This window comes from Arthrobacter sp. H5 (genome assembly GCF_000520595.1).
Classification (GTDB): domain Bacteria; phylum Actinomycetota; class Actinomycetes; order Actinomycetales; family Micrococcaceae; genus Arthrobacter_D.
In genome coordinates, this window is the sequence record NZ_KI914987.1 from 39,519 (window position 1) to 43,762 (window position 4,244).

The 4,244-nt window shown below is 59.9% G+C and carries 6 protein-coding genes; 2 read left to right on the plus strand and 4 right to left on the minus strand.

The features are described from left to right. Both Y708_RS23545 and Y708_RS0107145 read left to right on the plus strand, forming a co-directional pair. Positions 1–944 (plus strand): carbohydrate ABC transporter permease (locus tag Y708_RS23545; RefSeq protein WP_081746560.1); only part of this gene is annotated, 944 nt, incomplete at its 5' end. A gap of 2 nt (positions 945–946) precedes the next feature. Continuing rightward, entirely contained in the window at positions 947–1,849 is a 903-nt protein-coding gene (locus Y708_RS0107145) for a carbohydrate ABC transporter permease (protein WP_028279392.1), read from the plus strand. Between the two features lie 217 nt (positions 1,850–2,066). Here the strand turns inward: Y708_RS0107145 and Y708_RS0107150 are convergent, their stop codons facing one another. The 4 genes from Y708_RS0107150 to Y708_RS23550 form a co-directional block, all read right to left on the minus strand. After that, positions 2,067–2,843, minus strand: coding sequence for an ATP-binding cassette domain-containing protein (locus tag Y708_RS0107150; RefSeq protein ID WP_028279393.1), 777 nt, complete (start codon positions 2,841–2,843; stop codon positions 2,067–2,069). A 129-nt stretch (positions 2,844–2,972) separates the two neighbouring features. Next, a complete protein-coding gene (locus Y708_RS0107155; RefSeq protein WP_028279394.1) occupies positions 2,973–3,176 on the minus strand; it encodes a hypothetical protein in 204 nt (67 codons plus the stop codon). A gap of 3 nt (positions 3,177–3,179) precedes the next feature. Next, positions 3,180–3,353, minus strand: coding sequence for a hypothetical protein (locus Y708_RS30380; protein ID WP_216699754.1), 174 nt, complete (start codon positions 3,351–3,353; stop codon positions 3,180–3,182). A gap of 140 nt (positions 3,354–3,493) precedes the next feature. Then, positions 3,494–4,244, minus strand: a 751-nt coding sequence (locus Y708_RS23550) for an ISAzo13 family transposase (RefSeq protein ID WP_253905728.1), incomplete at its 5' end; no start/stop codon positions are given.

The following is a 4,244-nucleotide window of genomic DNA, read 5'->3' on the forward strand; positions in this document are numbered from 1 at the left end:
CAGCCGCCGCCCGCAGGCGTAGGAAGTTAACGTTTGACCGGGTGAGCTTTTTCGCCGTCTTTCTCGGCGTCCCGCTGGCGATCTACCTGCTGTTTGTCATTTCGCCGTTTGTTCAGGCGTTCTACTACTCCATGACCAATTGGTCCGGCTTTACGGCCGAGATGGATTTCACCGGAATTGCCAACTATCAGAGGCTCTTCTCGGACGAAATCTTTATGATGTCGGTGAGAAACAACATCCTGTTGGTGGTTGTGCTCCCCATCGTCACCATCATCCTCGCCTTGATCCTCGCGACCATGGTTACCGTCGGCGGCAGCAGCCGCGGCCAGATCAAGGGACTCAAAAACTCGGGCTTCTACCGGGTAGTCTCCTTCTTCCCCTATGTTGTGCCCGCGATTGTCATCGGCATCATGTGGAAACAGATTTTCGCCCCGTCCAACGGACTGGTGAACGGCGTTCTCGTTTCCCTGGGCCTGGACCAGTTCGCGGCATTCGCGTGGCTGGGCAGGGAATCGACGGCCATGCCCGTCACGATGTTCATTATTGTGTGGGGTTTTGTCGGTTTCTATATGGTGCTGTTCATCGCCGCGATCAAGGGCATCCCTGCTGAACTGTATGAAGCCGCACGCATCGACGGCGCGGGACGCCTCCGCACCGCGGTTTCCATCACCATCCCCCTCATCCGGGACAATGTTCAGACGGCATACATCTACATGGGAATCCTGGCTCTGGATGCCTTTGTCTACATGTCGGTGCTAAATCCCGTGGGTGGACCCAATAACTCCACCCTGGTGATGTCCCAGCAGCTGCTCACCACGGCATTCAACGACGGCCAGTTTGGCTACGCGAGCGCAATGGGCGTGATTCTGGCCATTGTCACATTGATATTTGCCGGGCTTGTCTTCCTGGTGAACAGGATCGTCGGCGGAAAGGACACGGCATAGTCATGGCCACCAAGACACTTCCACCAAAGGAATCCGCGCCGTCCGAGGCGGTTGTTGAACGTAAAGCGGAGAATTCACCGGGTGACAAGGCCTTCGGAACCGTAGCCCATGCACTGCTGATTCTCTGGTCGGCAATAGTGGTCCTGCCCCTGGTGTGGACCCTGATGACCTCGTTCAAGACAACCAGCGAGATCTTCTCCTCCCCGTTCTCCCTCCCCGTGGAACCCAACTTTGTCAATTATTCCAATGCTTGGACCACCGCGGGTATCGGCAAGTACTTCCTCAATACGGTTATTGTGGTGGGCGCTGCACTGGTCATTGTGATGGTTCTGGGTTCGATGTGTGCCTACATCCTGGCGCGCTTCAGGTTCTTCGGGAACAAGGCAATTTACTACCTGATGCTCGCAGGGCTCACCTTCCCGGTTTTCCTGGCCATTGTGCCCTTGTTCTTTATTCTCCAGAACATGGGCCTGCTCAATACCTTGCCGGGCCTCATTGTCACCTACGTGGCTTTTGCGCTTCCGTTCACGGTGTTCTTCCTCTTCTCCTTTTTCAAAACGCTGCCTCATGAAACCGCTGAGGCCGCTGCGATCGACGGAGCTGGAGAATGGCGCACGTTCTTCCAGGTGATGTTGCCAATGGCCAAGCCGGGCATTGCCTCTGTGGCCATCTTCAACTTCCTGGGCCTGTGGAATCAGTACCTCCTTCCAGTGGCGCTGAACACGAACGAAAATAACTACGTTCTGTCCCAAGGGCTCGCACGGTTCGCATCCCAGGCCGGTTACGCAGTCGACTTCGGTGCGCTGTTCGCGGCCGTGGTCATCACGGTGGCGCCGGTGTTGGTGGTCTACGTGATCTTCCAGCGCCAGCTGCAGGGTTCGGTGTCGCAGGGCGCTTCAAAGTAACCACGCAATGACGACGACGGCGGCGCCACCTTCAGGGGTGGGGCCGTCGCCGTCGTTTGCGGTCAAGTGGCCGACCGACGCTGTACCCAATCCTGCAGGTTCTGGGAAGGTTTGGCGTGATGTTGCACCATGATCCTTGGCACTACGCGGAACTGGGCTTGGACGCGCGAGAGAAAGTGCAGGATTGGGTCCGGCGGCGCCGCCAGTGGCCCGCGCGCTAGGGCTTGCGCTGCACCCAGCCTCGAAGATTGTCGCGCAGGCGGTCCAGTGCCGCGGCGGGCAGATGACGGCCAGGCACTTCGTGCACGCCGATGATGCTGCTGACATCTCCAGCAGCATCCTTGCCGAGCACTACAATCCGGTCCGCAAGGCGCAGCGCCTCGTCGACGCTGTTCGTCGCGAGCAGTACTGTTGCGGGGAGCGCCCGGTGCAGGGTCTGCAGGAGGTTCTGGAGGACGCCCCTGGCTGCTCCTTCCACGGTTCCAAAAGGGTCGTCCAGCAGGACCACGCTGGGGGCGCCGACCAGGGTACGGGCCAAGGCGGCGCGGCGCAGGATCTCGGCAGTCACATCTCCGGGCAGCAGTTTCGCAAAGCGGTGCAGGCCGGTAAGGTCCAACAGTTCGGCGATTTTCGCTTTGCCCTCATTGGCGCTTGAGCCCTTCCTCAGACCCAAAGCCAAATTGGCCTGCAAAGTATGAAGCGGCTGGAATTCGGTGTCGCGTGAGGCGAGCGAACACCGTTCGTCGACCCGCCGGACGGGAACCCCGCCCACCAACACCGACCCTGACCGTGGATGGTCCAGGCCTGCTGCCGTGCGCAGCAGTGACGAGGTGCCGGCGTCGTCCGTTCCCAGAAACGCCATAACCTCGCCGGCCCGTACGTCGAGATTAATGTTGTGCAGTGGCCCGGAGCGCAGATTCACAAAGGACACAGGCAGCGCGCTGGATACCGTGCGGCCGGCGGCGTGGTGCGGTGAAGCCGGAACTGCGCTCATCAGTTACTCCATAGGCGTGTGGGTCCCGGGTCCCCCGGCTTCCCGGTGCAATTTGTATCAACTTAGCGGCATAAGACAGGATCCCCGTCATGGACGGGGACCCTGTGCGTAATATTACGACCCGGAGTTTCACCGGTAGGTGCGGAACATCTCCTCCATCGTTCGGTCCAGAGGGGTATCGACTGCACAGATAACCAACCCGAGCCACACGTTACGCATCAGGTCCCGCAGCCCCCACGATCGTAGTGGGAGCCGTTCAGCGGCCGGAACGGCACCGCGCCCGATAGCGGCGAGGAGCACAATGGCCACTCCAAAAATAAGCACCAGTGCCATGGTCTATGCCCCCTCGACGGTCATGCCCGAGTAGGGCCGGCTCGGAAGCGCCGGGCTGCCCCACCCTGAATGCGATCGAATTGCAGGCGCGTGTCCCGCTCCATCCGCACGCACGCTGCGAAGGACAACCGCTGCGAGAGCGGCTACAGCAACAACCAGAACGACGACGATTTCCATACTTCGATAGTGCTCTCACCGCAGCCACCGCAACAGTGGCAGAAAAGACCACTATAAATAATTTACTGCCATTCGTTCAGCGCTACTCCGAACGATCGAGGGGCATGATGTCAGAGGTTTCTTCACTTAGGGCCCGCCGATTATTTAGTTGGTGTGTCGCGTGGTTTGAGGGTGTAGTTCCATTCGGGGTGCCAGTCGTGCCTGTTCAGGGTCCCGCTGGTCTCCAGTGAGGTCATTTCGTTGTCGGGTATTTTCACGCCGGTGGGGTACTGTTCGGTGTCCAGTTCGGCCCGGACAGTGAGGCCTGTTTTGGTGGTGGTCGCGGCAATGGAGTTGACTATGACTTCGTGGCTGGACAGGGGTCTGCCGCAGTTTATGGAGATGTGGGAGAAGAGTTTGTGCTCGATCTTGTTCCATTTGCTGGTCCCCGGGGGCAGGTGGCAGACGGTGATTTCCAGGGCGGTTTCGGCGGCCAGGGCGGCGAGTTCGGTTTTCCAGAGCCGGGTGCGGTAGCCGTTGGAGCCGCCACCGTCGGCGGTGATCAGCAGGCGGTTCGCGTGTGGGTGGGCGGGGTTGCCGGCGGTGTTCCACCAGGAGCGGATCGTGTTCACGGCGAAGGCTGCGGTGTCATGGTCGGTGCCCACGGAGACCCAGCCGGTATTGGTGCCCACGTCGTAGACGCCGTAGGGATTTGCCTTGCCCAGTTCCCGGTCGATGAAGTCGTGGACCTTGACCTGTTCGGGTTCACCGGCGGGGCGCCATTCGGTGCCGTTGTTCTTGTACTGCCCGACCAGTTCCTTTTTCTTGATGTCGACACTGATGACTGGCTGGCCCGCGTCCAGGTGCCCGGTGGCCTGGTTGTTGAGGTAGCTGAATTGGCCATCGCGGTCC

Coding starts and splice junctions, on each gene's coding strand:
- Y708_RS30380 (WP_216699754.1), bottom strand. CDS start 3,353: ATGGAAATCGTCGTCGTTCTGGTTGTTGCTGTAGCCGCTCTCGCAGCG.
- Y708_RS0107150 (WP_028279393.1), bottom strand. CDS start 2,843: ATGAGCGCAGTTCCGGCTTCACCGCACCACGCCGCCGGCCGCACGGTA.
- Y708_RS0107145 (WP_028279392.1), top strand. CDS start 947: ATGGCCACCAAGACACTTCCACCAAAGGAATCCGCGCCGTCCGAGGCG.
- Y708_RS0107155 (WP_028279394.1), bottom strand. CDS start 3,176: ATGGCACTGGTGCTTATTTTTGGAGTGGCCATTGTGCTCCTCGCCGCT.